This is a genomic window from Actinoplanes sp. NPDC023801, assembly GCF_040639655.1.
Classification (GTDB): Bacteria; Actinomycetota; Actinomycetes; order Mycobacteriales; family Micromonosporaceae; genus Actinoplanes.
Genome location: NZ_JBFAAI010000036.1, coordinates 43,488 through 59,262 on the forward strand (window position 1 = coordinate 43,488; position 15,775 = coordinate 59,262).

A 15,775-nucleotide genomic window follows, 5' to 3' on the forward strand; every position below is an offset into this window, starting at 1 on the left:
TGGGATGCCGGGCATGACCGTTCTCTCGGAGGCAGCCGGCACCACGCCCACGGCCGGCAGCCGCATTCAGCTGCTGGACGTACTGCGCGGGGTGGCGATCCTCGGCACTCTCGGCACCAACATCTGGATCTTCACCGATCCACGCGGCCCGGCCGGGGCTCTGGTTCCGCCCGGCGGCGCCGGTGTGGTGGAGGTGCTGTTGCGAATGCTCAGCAACGGCAAGTTCCTCGCCCTGCTCACGCTGTTGTTCGGGGTGGGGCTGGAGCTGCAGTACCGCTCGGCGGTCCGCCGCGGCCGGCGCTGGCCCGGCTGGTACCTGTGGCGGGCGGTGCTGCTGCTGGCCGAGGGGGCACTGCATTACCTGCTCATCTTCGAGTGGGACGTGCTCATGGCGTACGCCCTGGTCTCCCTTCTGGTGGCCGGCATGGTGGGACGCAGCGACCGGGCGGTCCGCGCCTGCATGGCCGTCGCGGCGATCCTGCACGTGGCCATGATCGGCCTGCTCACCGCGGCCGGCGTCGGCACTACGGCCGTGACGCCGGGCGGTGCGGACCTGTATCGCACCGGGAGCTACCCGGAGCAGGTGGCGGCCCGCATCGACGGGCTCGGGCTGTACCGGTCGGAGTCCGTCCTGATCATTCCGCTGACGGTCCTGCTCTTCCTGGCCGGTTCGCGACTGATGCGCGCCGGCGTCTTCGAAGCCGGTCCGGCCGGGCGGGTGCTGCGCCGGCGGCTGGCCCTGCTCGGGCTCGGCGCAGGACTGCCGCTGAACCTGCTCACCTCGTTCGCCGGGCCGCGCTGGTACTTCGTCGACCGCTATCTGTGCGGTCCGCTCGTGGCGATCGGCCTGATGGCCGTGGTCACCGGTCTGCTGCTGCGGACGACCGGTGGCGCCGGACGGCGGCGGCTCGCCGGGGTGGGCCGGACGGCGTTGTCCTGCTACGTCCTGCAGAACCTGATCTGTGCGGTGCTCTGCTACGGCTGGGGGCTGGGCCTGGCGGCACGTCTCGACGGCCTGCGTCCGTGGTGGCCGCCGGTGGCCTGGGTCGTGGTGTCGGCCACGCTGATCGTTACGGCCGGGTGGTGGCTGCGGCGGTTCGATCGCGGACCGCTCGAGATCGCCTGGCACTGGGCCTGGCAGCTGCCCCAGCGGGGGCCGCGGCGACGGCGACCGGCATGACCCGCCGGTTGGCGTCGACTAGCTGCCGGGTCCCGCCCAGAAAATCTGTGCTCGAGGACCTAGACTTCCTGCCGAGGGTCGGATAGAGTTCCGGACGTCGAATGAAGAGATCGTTGAAGACGCCGACGAACTCCGCCGAGTACAAAGCAGGGCCCGGAATTCTCGTGGCTCACTCGGCGACGCGGTGAAGACCTACGAAACCGCACCCGCGTAAGCAGTCAGCAACACAAGACCTTGACGTAATTCCAGGTCAGGGCAGCCAGCCGTACGTGCCGGGGCCATGAGATTCGACGAGGGCCGCGACACCGGCAGGCAGAACCAGAGGAAAAGCAGGCAGAGGAAAGGGAGGATCGAACACCGTTGGATCGCCCGCTGTCAGGCCGCACTACCGGGCCCCGGGCGGACACCGCAGTTACCTTGAACGAAAGGTGGTCTCCGGTCACGCTTATGCGATCCCCGCACTTCCCGCCCTCGACGGCGGCCGGTGCGGATATTGATCTCCGACGACTTCGTCGGTAAATGGTGTTTCGATCCTGCGAACCCTGGGCCCCGGCGCAAAAGCGCCGGGGCCCTCAGCACGGAGGTGCCAGTGGCCCAACCCGACGACATATTCGGCGATGACGACTACCCGGCCTACACGATGGGCCGCGCCGCGGAAATCGTCGGCGCTTCCCAGGAGTTCTTACGCCGGCTGGACGAGCAAAAACTGATCTCCCCGTTCCGCTCGACCGGCGGCCACCGACGCTACTCCCGGTATCAGCTACGACTCGCCGCGCGAGCGCGGGAGATGGTCGATCAGGGCACCGCACTGGAGGCGGCTTGCCGGATCATCATCCTCGAGGACCAGCTCGAGGAGGCCCTCCAGCTGAACCGGAAGCTCAAGCAGCAAGAACCCACAGACATGACCTGAACCCCGCGGTCCTCCTCGTCTCGAGAGGGACCGTTTCTGTATTCACGGTGATCACCGCGATTCCCGCGGGACGCCGGCAGCATCCCGGTCAACGGACCGTTCATGAACTGCGCTGGGCCAAGCGGGCTGACGTACTCCCACGAGGGTGGACGGCCGGCCCGGCAGCGACAAGTAGGCTGAGCCGGTGGCCAGGGAAGGCAGCTCCATCGACAAGACGCTGGCGGTGCTCGAGGCGCTCGCCGAGCACCACCGCGTCACCGACATCGCGGCGGCCACGGGGTTCTCCAAGTCGACCGTCCACCGGATCCTGCAGGCACTGGTCACGTGGGGCTTCGCCCGGCCGGACGGTCTGGGCAGCTACGAACCCGGCCCGCGCATCCTGACGCTGGCCGGCCGGGTGATGCAACGCTTCGACCCGGCCCGGCAGGCGTCCGGCGCGCTGCACGCGCTGTGTGAGGCCACCGGCTTCACCACGCACTTCGCCATCCGCAGCGTCGACGAGGCGGTCTACGTCGACAAGCACGAGGGGCGCCGGCCGTACCAGATGCTCTCCCGGGTCGGGATGAGCCTCACGCTGCACAGCACGGCCATCGGCAAGGCGATCCTGGCCCACCTCAGCGACGCCGAGGTGCAGGCGATCTGCCGGCGCGCCGGCCTGCCACAGCGCACGCCCAACACGCTCACCAGCGAGGAGGACCTGCTCACCGACCTGGCACGGGTCCGTGCGCTCGGGTACGCCGTCGACGACGAGGAGAACGAGCCGGGCATCCGGTGCGTGGGCGCCGCCGTGTTCGACCACACCGGCCGGGTGCTGGGCGGTATCTCGGTCTCCACCCTGGCGCTCGACATGGACATGGCCGGACTCGAGGCCCGTGCGCCCGAGGTCATCGCCGCGGCACGTGACGTGTCGGCCGCGCTCGGGGCGGCCGCTCCCCTGGCTAACTGAACGACAGTCTCTCCAGTCCGTTTTGGGCGACACACCGCATTTGCCGGTCTTCGGTGATTTGTGATCATTCTGGGATGATCAGTTCACCAGGACGGGAAGGCGGAATCCGAGTGCCGCAGCAGGATGGAGACCTCGACGAAGCCGCGCCAGGCGGCCTGCGGGTGACCATGGGGGCCATTGCCGGGTTGTGCGCGGCCGTGGCGACGGCCCACATGACCCTCGTGTTCCTGCACGTGGCGCCCTCCAATCCGGTCTCCCAGCGCCTCCAGCAGCCGATCCACGCCTGGGTCAACCCCTTGTTCGAGCAGAACTGGCTGCTCTTCGCCCCGAATCCGAACGCCGTGAACACGCAGATCTTCGCGCGGGCCGGATGGATGACCGAGACCGGCGAAGGACAGACGAGCGACTGGATCGACATCAGCTCGGTCGACACGGCCGACACGAAACACAACCCCTACCCCAGCCGTACGACGATCGCCATGCTCCGGCGGGCCTGGGTCTCCTACATGACCTCGCACGGTGAGGACGAGGTGTCCCGCGGCGAATGGGCGCTCATGCTGGCCGAGTACCTGCGCAACATCGCTGTGCAGCGGATCTCCGAACACGTCGGGCATCCCTTCCAGACCGTCCGGATCAAGGTCGTCACCTATCCGATCGCGCCCCCGGACACCGGCGGTACCGCCCAGACCGTCCGGCCCGAGCCCTATACCAGGACCCTGCCCTGGTGGAATGCGACCTCCGATGGCAGTTGACCAGACCTCCCCCGCGTATCCCGCACCCGAGAAGGCGGATGTCGCGCCGGAGGGCATCACCCCCGCGGGACGGCTGAGGAACCGGTTCGACGATGTCTACCGCCTGCTGACGCGGCAGCCTCTGTCGCTGTACGCCACAGCCGTCATGCGGATCGGGTTCGGCCTGCTCTACACGATCATGCTGGTACGCGAGTTCCCGTACCGCCACCAGATCTGGGGGCCGGAGTCGCCGTGGTCCCCGGACCTGGCCCGCCGGATGTTCGACGAGTACGGCCTGTTCAGCGTCCTGAACCTGTCGGACGATCCGCGGTATTTCGAGGCCTGCTACGCCTTTGCGCTGATCACCGCGGTGGTGTTCATGCTCGGCTGGCGGACCCGGGTGGTGTCGCTGGTGTTCGCGCTGGTGATGTTCTCGTTCTACAGCCGGGGCGTGTTCATGACCGACGGCGGGGACAACCTGGCCGTCCTCATGTCCGTATACCTCTGCTTCACCGCGTGCGGCCGGGTCTGGTCGCTCGACGCGCGCCGGCATCGGCGGCACGACGACGGCAGCCGGCCGGAGAAGCCCGGCGGGATCCGGATCCTGCGCCGCTTCACGGTCACCGTCATGCACAACTGCGCGCTGGTGGTCATGATGGCGCAGATGTGCGTCCTGTACGGAGCGGCCGGCCTCTACAAGGTCCAGGGCAACCTGTGGAACGACGGCACGGCCCTGCACTACGTACTGAAGACCGACTCGTTCCGCCCGTGGCCCGCACTGTCCGACTTCGTCGACGGCCACCAGGTCCTGATCGGCATCTCCTGCTACCTCACCGTGCTGGTCCAGGTCGCCTTCCCGTTCTCCCTGTTCAGCAAGCTGAAGTATGTCCTGCTGCCGATCCTGGTCGGGATGCACGTGGGCATCGCCGTCCTGATGGCACTGCCGCTCTTCTCCGCCGTGATGATCCTGTCGGACGCGGTGTTCCTGCCCGACCGGTTCTACCGGGCCGTCGCCCGCAAGGGCTCGGCGCTGATCGCCGCCGTCTCTCCCCGGCGGGCCGCTACTCGTCCTCACTGAACACGGTCTCGCGCCGCCGCCGGATCATCGGCAGGGCGGCAACCGCGAGGATCAGCACGGTCAGCACCAGCAGCGACGCGGAGATCGGCCGGGTCAGGAAGACCGTGGCGTCGCCGCGCGAAATGATCAGGGCGCGGCGCAGGTTCTCCTCGAGCAGCGGCCCGAGCACGAAGCCGAGCAGCAGCGGCGCCGGCTCGCAACCGCACTTGATCAGCACGTAGCCGAGGAGCCCGAAGCCGGCGATCGCGTAGACGTCGTACTCGTTGAGCCCCAGCGAGTAGGCGCCGATCACCGCGAACAGCACGATCATCGGGAACAGCACCTGATAGGGGATGCGCAGGATCCGGACCCAGATTCCGATCAACGGCAGATTCAGCAGTACGAGCAGCACGTTGCCGATCCACATGGAGGCGATCAGGCCCCAGAACAGGGCCGGTTCGTCGGTGATCACGTTCGGGCCGGGGGTGATGCCGTGCACGATGAACGCGCCGACCATCAGCGCCATCACCGGATGGGCGGGCAGTCCCAGGGTGAGCAGCGGGATGAACGACGTCTGGGCGGCCGCGTTGTTCGCCGACTCGGGTCCGGCGACACCCTCGATCGCGCCGTGCCCGAACTCCCCCCGCCGCTTCGAGATCCGCTTCTCCACGGCGTACGAGGTGAACGAGGCGAGCACGTGGCCGCCGCCGGGCAGCACACCGAGGGCCGCGCCGAGGCCGGTGCCCCGCGCGATCGGCCCGGCGATGCGGCGCCGGTCCTCAGCCGTCGGCCAGAGGTTCGTGACGCCGCCGAGCAGGGCCGGGCGGTCCCACTCGTTCTCCAGGTTGCGCAGGATCTCAGCGATGCCGAACATGCCGACCGCCACCGAGACGAAGTCGATGCCGCCGTACAGTTCCCGCTGCCCGAGGACGAATCGCGGCGTGCCGGTGTAGATGTCCTGCCCGACCGTGCCGAGCAGGATGCCGAGCGCGATCATCGCCAATGCCTTGAGCGCGGAGCCGCGGGCCAGCGCGATCGACACGACCAGCCCGAACAGCACGAGCGCGAAGTAGTCGGCGGGGCCGAACCGCAGCGCGACGTCGGCCAGCGGCGGTGCCGCGACGGCCAGCACGACCGTCGCCGCCGTACCCGCGATGAAGGACCCGATCGCGGCGGCCGCCAGGGCCGGCCCGGCTCTGCCCTGGCGGGCCATCGCGTGGCCGTCGAGGGCGGTGACCGCCGCGGACGACTCGCCGGGCAGGTTGATCAGGATGGCCGTCGTCGAGCCGCCGTACTGCGCGCCGTAGTAGATGCCGGCCAGCATGATCAGCGCGGTGACCGGCTCGAAGTTGAAGGTGATCGGCAGCAGTAGCGCCACCGTGGCGGTCGGGCCGATGCCCGGCAGCACGCCGACGGCCGTGCCGAGCAGCACGCCCAGGAAGCAGTAGAGGACGTTCTCGATCAGCAGTGCGGTCGAGAAGCCGAGCACCAGGTTGTCGAGGAGGTCCACGTCAGAATCCCGGCCCCACCAGCGGGATCCGCAGCTGCAGGCCCACCACGAAGATGAGGGTGGCCGCCACGGTGAGCCCGGCGGCCACGGCGACCGCGGTCAGCGGCCGCACCCGCCGGCTGGCCAGTGTGGTGAGCAGTGCGGTGACCGCCGACGCCGGCACGAACCCGAGGTACCCGACGAAGAACCCGAAGAACAGCACCGCCGCCGTGATGAGGGCGAGCGCGCGCCACGGAACTCTCCCGAACGGGATCTCCTCGCCGGCGACCAGCCCTTTGACGACGATCGCCAGGCCCAGGACGACCACGACCGCGCCGACCAGGAGCGGGAAGTAGCCGGGGCCCATCCGCAGCGGGGTCCCCCGGTCGTAACCGAGCGCCCCCACCACGAACACGCCGCCGATCAGCACGAAGATCCCCCCGGCGAGCACGTCGGGGAGAGACCGGCGAGCCCGCATCTACGAGGCCTGGACGCCGGCGTCAGCGATGACCTTGGCCCACGCCGTGAGCTGCTCCTCCAGGTGCGCCCGGTGCGCGTCCGGGGTGGCGTCGGCGGCTGCGACCGGTGCGGTGCCCAGCTTGGCCATCTGATCGATCACCGCCTGGTCGGCAAGTGCCGTCTGCAGCGCCGTGGACAGCTTGCCGACCACGTCCGGCGGGGTGCCGGCCGGGACGTACAGGCCGTGCCAGACGCTGACCTGCAGTTGCGGCAGGCCGGCCTCGGTCGTGGTGGGCACGTCGGGCAGGCTCTTCACCCGCTCCGGCGTGGTGACCGCGTACGCCTTGACCTTGCCGGCCGAGATCTGGCCGCTGGTGTTGGTGGTCTGGTCGCACATGAAGTCGACCTGACCGCCGACCAGGTCGGTCAGTGCCGGACCGGTGCCCTGGTACGGGACCTCCTGGAGCTTGACGCCGGTGGCCGACTGGAACAGCAGGCCACACAGGTGGGAGGCGGCGCCGATACCGGCGTTGGCCAGGGTGACCTTGGCCGGGTTCGCCTTCACGTACGCCGTCAGGTCGGTCAGGGTCGCGGGCGGGAAGTCCTTGCGGGCCACCACGGTCATCGGCACCTCGGTGACCAGGCCGACGGTCGCGAAGTCCTCGAGCGGCTGATAGCCGAGGTTCTTGTAGAGGGCCGGGGCGGTCGACATGCCGATGTGGTGCATGAGGACCGTGTATCCGTCCGGCTTGTCCTGCGCGACCTCGCCGGCCCCAACCGTGCCGCCGGCGCCCTCGACGTTCTTGACGACGATCTTCCCGCCGAGCGCCTTCGCCATCGGCTCGGCGATCATCCGGGTGACCGTGTCGGTCGGGCCGCCCGCACTGAACGGCACGACGATGGTGATGTTCCGGTCCGGGTACCCGCCACCGCCCCCGGCTTCGCCGCCCTCGGAACAGGCGGCGACGAGGGAGACGGCGGCGAGCGTGGCGATCATCCGTGACCTGCTGCTCGTGCCCATGTCCTGACCTCCTTGCCGGGACCACCGGCATTCATCTGCGTTAACCGGTCACCGTATTGACAATCGACGATGATCACTAGAGTTAGGCTGGCGGCGTGCAGCAGCGCACGTTCCTCGCGGCCCGTGCCGCCCGCTGGGCCCGGCAGCGGCCGGGCCGGCTCGACGCCCTGAGCGCCGCGCTGACGTGGACGGTCCTGGGTCCGCTGAGCGTCCTGGTCGCCGGTGTCACCGGCCTGGTCCTGGCCACCGTCACGATCGCCCCGCTGGCCGTCCGGCGCCGGTTCCCGGCCGTGGTGCTCGGCTGCACCACTGCGGCGTTCGCCCTGCAGCTGCTGCTGGTGCCGATCCCGCTCCCGGCCAACGCCGCCCAGGCGATCGTCGTCTACACCGTGGCCGCGCATGTCGCCGCGACGGGCGTACGGCTGACGGCCCTCGCTCTTGCGGTGACCGGCTGCCTGGCCGGCGCCTTCCGGTGGAGCACCCCGCCGCAGCAGACCCGCAACGCACTGGTGATCGGCGTGACGCTGGCGATCTGCTCGGTCCTCATCTGGGTGATCGGGGAGCTGGTGCGCGGCGCCCGCGCCAACACGGCGGCCCTGCACGACGCCCGGCTGCAGCTGGCACGGCAGCGGCGGGTCTCGGCGGCCGCGGAGATCCACGACATCGTGGCCCACTCGCTCACCGTGGTGATCGTGCAGGCCGACGCCGGGGCCTACGCGGCCGGGAGCTCCGGGTCCTGGCGGGCCGCGGACGCCGCGGCGACCCTCACCACCATCGCGGGTACGGCCCGGACGGCGCTCGCCGAGGTACGCGGGGTCATCGAGATGCTGCAGGAGCCGGGGCCCGCCGAACCGGCCGGCGCGGAGGTGGGCCGCGACGACGTGCGGCGCCTGATCGACTCGGTGCGCACCGCCGGGCTGCCCGTGCGGGCGGACGTCCCCGACTGGTTCGACGAGCTGCCGGCCGCGGTCCGGCTCGCCGTGCTCCGCTCCGTCCGGGAGGCACTGACCAACGTGCTCAAGCACACCGGCGCCGGCGTCACCGCCCGGCTGGCCGTCGAACGTGAGGGCGACGCGATCCGCCTGCGCGTCGAGGACGACGGCCCGGCCCGGCCCGCACCGGGTGGCTCGCCACCGCCGTCCGGCCACGGCCTGGCCGGGTTGCGCGAGCGGCTGCGCGGCCTGGACGGGGTACTGACCGCCGGTCCCCTGCCGGAGGGCGGGTTCCGGGTGGCGGTCACGATCCCCCGCGCGCGGGGAGGCGAACGTTGACCGGGCAGATCCGGGTGTTCCTGGTCGACGACCAGGAGCTGGTCCGCACCGGTTTCGAGCTGATCCTGCGTACGACGCCGGATCTGGTGGTGGCCGGGTCGGCCGGGGACGCGCGGGCCGCGATCGACCACCTGCGCTCCCCCGGCCCGCGGGTGGACGTCGTACTGATGGACATCCGCATGCCTGGGATGGACGGCGTCGAGGCCACCCGGCACCTGATGGCTCTCCCGGATCCGCCCCGGGTGGTCATGCTGACCACCTTCGACGCGGACGACCTGGTGGTTGCCGCGCTCCGGGCCGGTGCGGCCGGTTACCTGCTCAAGGACGCGGGTGCCGCCGAACTGGTCGCCGCGGTCCGGGCCGCCGCCGCGGGCGACGCTCCGGTGGCGCCCCGGCTGGTGCGCCGGCTGATCGACTCGTTCCTGCTTGCCGCACCGCCGCGGGAACCGGCACCGCGGCCGGCGCCACCGGGACTGGACCGGCTCACCGTGCGGGAGCGGGAGATCCTCGCCGCGGTCGGACTGGGACTGACCAATGCGGAGGTCGCGGCGCGGCTCTGCGTGGCCGAGTCGACCGTCAAGACACATCTGGGATCGGTGCTGCGCAAACTCGAGCTGCGCGACCGGGTGCAGGCGGTCATCGTGGCGCAGTCGCTGCCGCGGCCGGAGTCCTGACCGCGAGCAGTGCGGCGCAGCCGGCGGTGCCGAGCAGCACCAGGAGCCCGGTGTCGCCGGTCAGGTACTCGTTGACCAGCACCGGGCGGTCGGTGCGGACGACGTACGTGGCGAGCATGGCGAACGTGATGTTGTGCGCGCAGTGGGCAACCACCGCCGGCCAGACGCTGCCGGACATCGCCCGCAGCCGTCCGATCAGGAACGAGAAGGCGATCACCGACGCGGTGAACAGCGGAAGGACGAGCCATCGCGACCCGCCGTCGTGATAGTGCGGTGTGAACACGATGTACGGCACGTGCCAGGCCGCCCAGACCAGGCCGACGACGAGCATCGCGCCCCGTTCCCCGAGGAATTCGAGTCGCGGCTGCAGATAGCCGCGCCAGCCGAGCTCCTCGGCGAGGGCCAGCACCGGCCCGGTCACGGACAGCACGAGCAGGTCGCGCCACCATCCGCCGCCCGGCGGGGTGAGGCGCGCGAGCCCGGAAGCGGCCACGAGCACCACCGCCAGCAGGCAGACACCGGCGGTGGTGAGTACCGCGAGCGGCCAGAACCGCAGCCCTAGCCGGTGGAGGCCGAGACGGCGCCAGCCGCCCCGCGAGTACCCCTCCCGGGTCAGCACGAGCATCAGCAGCAACGTCACGAGTGCCGGGGACAGGGCCAGCACGAGCCCTCCGGCGACCGTCGCCGTGCCGGCGGAGACCGCGAGGACGACGGCGATGAAGGTGATCGCGGCGGCGCGATCGGAGAGGTGCGTGAACAAGTGGGACCTTCCTTCCGGGACGGTCCGCCCAGTGTTCGCGGCACGGGTCGCCCGGACCTCCACCGGTGATCGGAACTTCCCCGGTCGGCTCCACCGCTGGGACTAGTACCGCGGGGCAGCGCGATCCCGCCGTGAACTTCACATTGAATGAGGCGAATGGGCCGGCGCACCGCACCGGTTTCACGGGTTGTGACTGAAACCGCTCCCATGTGACGCGGCGTAGACGAGTCCTATGCGGATTCTCGTTGCCTCAGCGTAAATTTCGGCTCGCCCTGTTGACCATCAAGGACGAAAAGAAGATTCTGTTGCGGCGATCACGGAAGATCAGATCCTTTCCCGTGGACGCGATTCGCGCTGCCCCCGCTCCCCCCTTGTTAAAGAAACCTTTCAGTTGTCGTGGTGAATCGATTGACCGGCCGTGTCCGCACCCGCGCCGGCAGAGGAGCTGATCGCTTGTCCGTCCAAGCCGAGGACGCCGAGCAGTCCCAGCCGGACGGCGCCCACGTCGGCGCGAAACGGGCCCGCCGCTCCCGATTCGGCGGCACGATCCGCCGGCGGGTGGTCCGGACCCTGGCCCTGCCGGTGGCGACCACCCTGGTGCTGCTCACCGTCGTGGCCGTCGGCGAGGTCGACAACTACCGCACGGCCGCCGCGACGGCCCGTGCCGTCACCATCGAACTCGCCGTCCAGGAACTGGTCCAGGACCTGCAGACCGAACGTGGGCTGACCGCCGGCCTGCTCGGTGGCAACGAGAAGTTCCGCACCGAGCTGCTGCCCGTCCGCGACCAGGTCGACCTGCGGCGCGAGCAGGTGGAGAGCCTGATCTCCGACGGCGACGGAGTGGACAGCCGGGTCGCCGCGGCGGTCCGGCTGCTCGACGGCCTGGAAGGGGTCCGGGCCGGCACCGACACCGGCTCCGGCGAACGGGCCGCCTCCTTCGCCTTCTACACCGAGCGCATCGCCGAGATGAGCGACCTCGACCTCGAGATGGACAACTCGGTCGACGACGAACTGCGCCGCGGGGCGGCCGTCCTCGACGCGCTCGCCGACATCAAGGAGGCCACCGCCCAGGAACGGGCCTTCCTCAACGGCGTCTTCTCCGCCGGCGGCTTCGAACAGGGCGAGTTCCTCCAGTTCGCGACCATGCGCGCCACCAAGGAAGCGGCCCTGGAGTCCTTCGAGCGCTACGCCAACGACACCGAGCGGGCGGCCGCCGCGTACCTGCTCGACACCGGCGCGGCACGCGAGGCCGCCCACTTCGCACAGGTCGCACTGCAGTCCGCCGACGGACGTACCCTGCAGGTCAACCCGCAGTCCTGGTGGTCCGCGCTGACCACCGTGCTGGACGACATGCTGCAGCTGGAACACCACGTCGGCTCGGTCATCTCGGCCCGCGCCGCGTCGCTCGAGAACACCGCCTCGAGCCGGATGGCCGTGCTGCTCGGTGCCGTGCTGCTCTGCCTGGCCGGCTCGATCTGGCTGGCCACGGTCGCGTCCCGGTCGGTGGCGCGGCCACTGGCCCTACTGGCCTCCGAAGCCAACCAGCTGGCCATCGTGCAGCTGCCCGAAGCCGTCCATCGCGCGTCGGCCGGCGACAGCACCACCCCACCGACACCGGTACGCGTGCCACCCGGCGCCAGTGTCGAGGTCCAGCTGGTGGCCGACGCGTTCGACCGGGTGCAGGCCACCGCGTACACGCTCGCCACCGACCAGGCGGTGCTGCGGCGCACCACCGCCGAGTCGCTGGCAAACCTGGGCCGGCGCAACCAGAACCTGCTCCGCCGCCAGCTCGGCTTCATCACCAAGCTGGAACGGGAGGAGTCCAGCCCGACCGGCCTGGCGAATCTCTTCGAACTCGACCACCTGGCCACCCGCATGCGCCGGAACGCGGAGAGCCTGCTGGTACTGGTCGGTGCGGCCAGCCCCCGGCAGCTCTCCGACCCGCTCAACGTCAACGACGTGATCCGCGCCGCGGTGTCCGAGGTCGAGGAGTACCGCCGGGTCGCGCTGCGCCGGGTCGACGACGTGCTAGTGGCCGGCTCCACGGTCAGCGGTGTCGCGCACATGCTGGCCGAGCTGATCGAGAACGGGCTGTCGTTCTCCCCGCCGGACGTGGAGGTGGAGATCCACGGGCGACGGATCGGCGGCACCTACCTGATCGCCGTCACCGACCAGGGCATCGGCATGACCCCCGCCGACATGGAACGGGCCAACCAGCGCCTGCGCGGCGAGGGCGACTTCATCACCGCACCGGCCCGGTTCCTCGGCCACTACGTGGTGGGCCGCCTGGCGCAGCAGATGGGCGTACAGGTACAGCTCACCCCCTCCCCGGTGACCGGTGTGACGGCACGGATCACGCTGCCCGCCGCGATCCTGGCCGACCAGCAGACCGTCACGGCGCCGTCCCGGCCCACCCCTGCGACGGCGCCCCGGCCCGCCCCGACGACGGCGCCCCGGCGGGTCACCGCCACGGTCGAGCAGCCCGAGCCCGCCCCGGCCCGCGAGGCGCCGCTGCGTCTTCCGCCGGCCGAGGTCGCCCCGTCCCGGCCACTGCATCCGGAGGCGATCGAGTACGTCGTGGTCGACGACCGCAACGTGCTCAGCGCCTCCGCGGACGGCGGGCCCCGTACCGTCAACGGCCTGCGCAAACGCATCCCCCGCGCACGCCGCGCCCCGGCCGGGCCGACGGAACCGGTCACCACACCGGCCGACAAACCGGCACCGGTCCGGGACACCCCGGAGGCGGTACGGGACCGGCTCAACGCGCTGCGTGGCGGGATCAAGCGCGGTAGTGCCGAAACAGCGGGGTCGAAGTGACGGGAAACCCCAGATGGCCCCTTGGCAGCAACCTGGAAAGAAGAAAAATGAGCGTTGACACGTCGGCGGACCGGCACCAATTCAACTGGCTGCTCGGCAACTTCGTGCACCAGACGGACGGCGTACGCGACGCGGTCGCGGTGTCCTCGGACGGACTGCTGATCGCCAGCTCGGACGGCCTGAACCGGGCCGAGGCCGACCAGCTGGCAGCCATCGTCTCCAGCCTGGCCAGCCTGGCCCGCAGCGCGTCACGCCGGTACGACTTCGACGGTCTCAAGCTCATCATGATCGAAATGCATCGGGGCTTCCTGCTCGTCTCGGTCATCGCGGGCGGCAGTTGCCTGGGAGTGGTGGCCGGCGGTGACTGCGACCTCGGGCTGGTCGGCTACGAGATCTCGCTCCTCACCGAACGGTTCGGTGATCTGCTGACCCCGGCCCTGATCGCAGAGTCCCGGCAACACCTGCCCCGATGACCGGCCCGTCGTGGGGCACCGAGCCCGAGATGATCCCGTACGCCGGCTCGCACCGGCCGTCGTCCGGGCCGCATTACACGGACCCGGACGAGGATCCGGTGGTACGCCCGTTCATGCTCACCGGCGGGCGCACCCAGCCGCTGCAGGACGGCCTGCGGATCGAGACCCAGCTCCGCGCCGCCCCGGCCGCGCTGTCGGCACCCCTGCGCTTCGAGTCCCGGCGCATCGTCGAACTCGCCCAGACGCCGAAATCGATCGCGGACCTGTCGGCGGCGCTGCACGCGCCGCTCGCCGTGGTCCGCGTCATCGTCGCCGACCTGATCACGCAGGGCTACCTCTCGGTGGAGGACCAGCCCAGCGAGCTCTCCACCAGTTTGATCGAAAGGATCAGGGATCGTGTCCGGGCGCTCTAGGGACCCGTCGGCAGCGCACCCCATCGCTGTCAAGATCGTCATCAGTGGCGGTTTCGGCGTCGGCAAGACCACCTTCGTCGGGGCCATCTCGGAGATCGAGCCGCTGGTCACCGAGGCCGAGATGACCGAGAAGTCGATCGGCATCGACGACACTTCCGCGGTGTCCGGCAAGACCACCACCACGGTCGCCCTCGACTTCGGCCGGATCACCCTCGACGACGCGCTGCTGCTCTACCTGTTCGGCACCCCCGGCCAGGACCGGTTCGCGTTCCTCTGGGACGACCTGGTCGACGGCGCCCTGGGCGCCATCGTGCTGGTCGACACCCGGCGGATCGAGGACTCCTTCCCGGCGATCGACTACTTCGAGGAGCACGAGATCCCGTTCATCATCGGCGTCAACCGCTTCAACGGCGCCCAGCGTTTCGTTCTGGACGAGGTACGCGACGCCCTCGGCGTGGGGACCGGCGTACCGCTGATCGAATGCGACGCGCGGAACCGCGAATCGGTCAAGAGCGTCCTGGTGGCGCTCACCGAAGAGGTCATCGCCAAACGGACCGGCCGGGAACGGGCGGGATCGACGTGGTGAGGCGCCGGCTCGCACAGGCGCTCGTCGCACTGAGCCTCGCCACCGCGGCCGGTTGCGCCGGCCCCGGGACGGCGATCGTCGCGCCGCCCGGCGTACCCGAACAGACCGGCTGCGACACCGTCAACATCGCCGCCAACCCCTGGTCCGGGTACTCCGCGAACGTCGCCGTCGTCGGATACCTGCTCGAGGAGGAACTCGACTGCGAGGTGGTCACCCACGAGTTGAGCGAAACCGCCTCGTGGGCCGGCCTCAACGACGGCACCGTCGACGTGATCCTGGAGAACTGGGGACACGACGACCTGAAGAAGAAGTACATCGACGGCCAGAAGGTCGCCGTCGAACTCGGCCTCACCGGCAACAAGGGCATCATCGGCTGGTACGTGCCGCCGTGGATGGTCAAGACGTACCCCGGCATCACCGACTGGAAGAGGCTCAACGAGTACGCCGACCTCTTCAAGACCAAGAACTCCGGCAGCAAGGGGCAGTTCCTCGCCGGCGACCCGTCGTTCGTCACCAACGACGCGGCCCTGATCAAGAACCTCAAGCTCGACTACACCGTGGTCTACGCGGGCAGCGAGGACAAACTGATCGCCGCTTTCCGGCGCGCCCAGGCCGACAGGACGCCGCTGCTCGGCTACTTCTACGAACCGCAGTGGCTGCTGTCGGACGTCAAACTCGTACACATCCCGCTGCCGCCCTACACCCCCGGCTGCGACGCCGACGCCAACAAGATCGCCTGCGACTACCAGCCGTACGACCTGGACAAGATCGGCCGGAAGGCGTTCGTCGACTCGGGCAGCCCGGCGGCGACCTTCATCAGGAACTGGACGTGGACCAACGCCGACCAGAACGAGGTCGCCAAGAACATGACCCAGAACGGTCTCTCCGCCGAGCAGGCGGCCCGCAAATGGGCCGACGCGCACCGCGACGTCTGGGAGAAGTGGCTGCCCTGAGACTCGATCCGCGCCGGGGGCACGGGCCCGGCGCG

General features: G+C 70.1%; 16 protein-coding genes. 12 read left to right on the forward strand and 4 right to left on the reverse strand.

Going from position 1 to position 15,775, the window contains the following annotated elements:
* Positions 1 to 13: 13 nt before the first annotated feature.
* The 5 genes from AB0G04_RS38905 to AB0G04_RS38925 all read left to right on the forward strand — a co-directional run bounded on the left by AB0G04_RS38905 (position 14) and on the right by AB0G04_RS38925 (position 4,845).
* A complete protein-coding gene (locus AB0G04_RS38905) occupies positions 14 to 1,180 on the forward strand; it encodes a DUF418 domain-containing protein (protein WP_360993944.1) in 1,167 nt (388 codons plus the stop codon).
* Positions 1,181 to 1,769: 589 nt separating this feature from the next.
* Positions 1,770 to 2,090 carry a MerR family transcriptional regulator gene (locus AB0G04_RS38910; RefSeq protein WP_360993947.1) on the forward strand — a complete coding sequence of 107 codons (321 nt, stop codon included), beginning with the start codon at positions 1,770 to 1,772 and terminating at the stop codon, positions 2,088 to 2,090.
* A gap of 184 nt (positions 2,091 to 2,274) precedes the next feature.
* Complete coding sequence (locus AB0G04_RS38915) at positions 2,275 to 3,036, forward strand: IclR family transcriptional regulator (RefSeq protein ID WP_360993949.1); 762 nt, start codon at positions 2,275 to 2,277, stop codon at positions 3,034 to 3,036.
* Between the two features lie 110 nt (positions 3,037 to 3,146).
* Positions 3,147 to 3,788 (forward strand): DUF5819 family protein, encoded by a 642-nt coding sequence (locus AB0G04_RS38920; protein WP_360993952.1) that lies wholly within the window; start codon positions 3,147 to 3,149, stop codon positions 3,786 to 3,788.
* Positions 3,778 to 4,845: an HTTM domain-containing protein gene (locus tag AB0G04_RS38925; RefSeq protein WP_360993955.1), complete on the forward strand. Its 1,068-nt coding sequence runs from the start codon at positions 3,778 to 3,780 to the stop codon at positions 4,843 to 4,845. The genes AB0G04_RS38920 and AB0G04_RS38925 overlap by 11 nt, the downstream gene beginning before the upstream one ends.
* Here the strand turns inward: AB0G04_RS38925 and AB0G04_RS38930 are convergent.
* Genes AB0G04_RS38930 through AB0G04_RS38940 form a run of 3 tightly spaced genes read right to left on the reverse strand, consistent with a single transcriptional unit; the run spans position 4,829 to position 7,793 of the window.
* On the reverse strand, positions 4,829 to 6,334 hold the full coding sequence (locus AB0G04_RS38930) for a tripartite tricarboxylate transporter permease (RefSeq protein ID WP_360993958.1): 1,506 nt from the start codon (positions 6,332 to 6,334) through the stop codon (positions 4,829 to 4,831). The two genes, AB0G04_RS38925 and AB0G04_RS38930, sit on opposite strands and share 17 nt — an antisense overlap.
* A gap of 1 nt (position 6,335) precedes the next feature.
* Positions 6,336 to 6,791 (reverse strand): tripartite tricarboxylate transporter TctB family protein, encoded by a 456-nt coding sequence (locus AB0G04_RS38935; protein WP_360993960.1) that lies wholly within the window; start codon positions 6,789 to 6,791, stop codon positions 6,336 to 6,338.
* Positions 6,792 to 7,793 carry a tripartite tricarboxylate transporter substrate-binding protein gene (locus AB0G04_RS38940; protein ID WP_360993963.1) on the reverse strand — a complete coding sequence of 334 codons (1,002 nt, stop codon included), beginning with the start codon at positions 7,791 to 7,793 and terminating at the stop codon, positions 6,792 to 6,794.
* Between the two features lie 95 nt (positions 7,794 to 7,888).
* Here AB0G04_RS38940 and AB0G04_RS38945 point away from each other — a divergent pair, with 95 nt between their 5' ends.
* Positions 7,889 to 9,064 carry a histidine kinase gene (locus AB0G04_RS38945; RefSeq protein WP_360993966.1) on the forward strand — a complete coding sequence of 392 codons (1,176 nt, stop codon included), beginning with the start codon at positions 7,889 to 7,891 and terminating at the stop codon, positions 9,062 to 9,064.
* The gene (locus AB0G04_RS38950) at positions 9,061 to 9,738 is read left to right on the forward strand and encodes a response regulator transcription factor (protein WP_360993969.1); all 678 of its coding nucleotides are present in this window, start codon (positions 9,061 to 9,063) and stop codon (positions 9,736 to 9,738) included. Before AB0G04_RS38945 ends, AB0G04_RS38950 begins: the two co-directional genes overlap by 4 nt.
* Here the strand turns inward: AB0G04_RS38950 and AB0G04_RS38955 are convergent.
* Positions 9,701 to 10,498, reverse strand: a complete 798-nt coding sequence (locus AB0G04_RS38955) for a CPBP family intramembrane glutamic endopeptidase (protein WP_360993972.1) — start codon at positions 10,496 to 10,498, stop codon at positions 9,701 to 9,703. The two genes, AB0G04_RS38950 and AB0G04_RS38955, sit on opposite strands and share 38 nt — an antisense overlap.
* Positions 10,499 to 10,951: 453 nt before the next feature.
* Here AB0G04_RS38955 and AB0G04_RS38960 point away from each other — a divergent pair, with 453 nt between their 5' ends.
* The 5 genes from AB0G04_RS38960 to AB0G04_RS38980 are packed head-to-tail and all read left to right on the forward strand — an operon-like array spanning position 10,952 to position 15,740.
* A complete protein-coding gene (locus AB0G04_RS38960; protein ID WP_360993975.1) occupies positions 10,952 to 13,315 on the forward strand; it encodes a nitrate- and nitrite sensing domain-containing protein in 2,364 nt (787 codons plus the stop codon).
* A 47-nt stretch (positions 13,316 to 13,362) separates the two neighbouring features.
* On the forward strand, positions 13,363 to 13,788 hold the full coding sequence (locus AB0G04_RS38965; RefSeq protein WP_360993978.1) for a roadblock/LC7 domain-containing protein: 426 nt from the start codon (positions 13,363 to 13,365) through the stop codon (positions 13,786 to 13,788).
* 29 nt (positions 13,789 to 13,817) lie between these two features.
* Complete coding sequence (locus AB0G04_RS38970; RefSeq protein WP_360994057.1) at positions 13,818 to 14,201, forward strand: DUF742 domain-containing protein; 384 nt, start codon at positions 13,818 to 13,820, stop codon at positions 14,199 to 14,201.
* A complete protein-coding gene (locus tag AB0G04_RS38975) occupies positions 14,182 to 14,787 on the forward strand; it encodes an ATP/GTP-binding protein (protein ID WP_360994060.1) in 606 nt (201 codons plus the stop codon). The genes AB0G04_RS38970 and AB0G04_RS38975 overlap by 20 nt, the downstream gene beginning before the upstream one ends.
* Positions 14,784 to 15,740 carry an ABC transporter substrate-binding protein gene (locus tag AB0G04_RS38980; RefSeq protein ID WP_360993980.1) on the forward strand — a complete coding sequence of 319 codons (957 nt, stop codon included), beginning with the start codon at positions 14,784 to 14,786 and terminating at the stop codon, positions 15,738 to 15,740. Before AB0G04_RS38975 ends, AB0G04_RS38980 begins: the two co-directional genes overlap by 4 nt.
* The last annotated feature ends 35 nt before the right edge of the window (positions 15,741 to 15,775 follow it).

Coding starts and splice junctions, on each gene's coding strand:
- AB0G04_RS38905 (WP_360993944.1), top strand. CDS start 14: ATGACCGTTCTCTCGGAGGCAGCCGGCACCACGCCCACGGCCGGCAGC.
- AB0G04_RS38925 (WP_360993955.1), top strand. CDS start 3,778: ATGGCAGTTGACCAGACCTCCCCCGCGTATCCCGCACCCGAGAAGGCG.
- AB0G04_RS38935 (WP_360993960.1), bottom strand. CDS start 6,791: ATGCGGGCTCGCCGGTCTCTCCCCGACGTGCTCGCCGGGGGGATCTTC.
- AB0G04_RS38940 (WP_360993963.1), bottom strand. CDS start 7,793: ATGGGCACGAGCAGCAGGTCACGGATGATCGCCACGCTCGCCGCCGTC.
- AB0G04_RS38965 (WP_360993978.1), top strand. CDS start 13,363: ATGAGCGTTGACACGTCGGCGGACCGGCACCAATTCAACTGGCTGCTC.
- AB0G04_RS38970 (WP_360994057.1), top strand. CDS start 13,818: ATGATCCCGTACGCCGGCTCGCACCGGCCGTCGTCCGGGCCGCATTAC.